Annotated in this window: 2 tRNA genes; both read right to left on the bottom strand. The window is 43.1% G+C overall.

From position 1 onward, the window contains the following. Positions 1-75: transfer RNA gene (locus tag AAEY68_RS20850), tRNA-Gln, on the bottom strand. Positions 76-114: 39 nt separating this feature from the next. Further along, positions 115-199 (bottom strand) — tRNA-Leu (locus AAEY68_RS20845). Positions 200-290: the final 91 nt, after the last annotated feature.

The raw sequence follows: 290 nt of genomic DNA, 5'->3' as shown, positions 1-290 counted from the left end.
TGGCTGGGATACCAGGATTTGAACCTGGGAATGCCAGGATCAAAACCTGGTGCCTTACCGCTTGGCGATATCCCAACTATAAATTTGAATTAGTTTTAGTTCTTAATAAGAACATGGTGCGGAAGGAGAGACTTGAACTCTCACAACCTAAGTTACTGGAACCTAAATCCAGCGCGTCTACCAATTCCGCCACTCCCGCATCACTAAGTTGCTAATTTAAACTCTAAGCTAGAGCAATTCTTTTATCCAACTTTCCTTGGTAGAAGAAGTTGGCTGGGATACCAGGATTT

The sequence above is a fragment of the Pseudoalteromonas sp. RB2-MNA-CIBAN-0110 genome, assembly GCF_040309305.1.
Classification (GTDB): Bacteria; Pseudomonadota; Gammaproteobacteria; order Enterobacterales; family Alteromonadaceae; genus Pseudoalteromonas; species Pseudoalteromonas arctica.
This window is presented reverse-complemented; position numbering and strand designations above follow the sequence as displayed.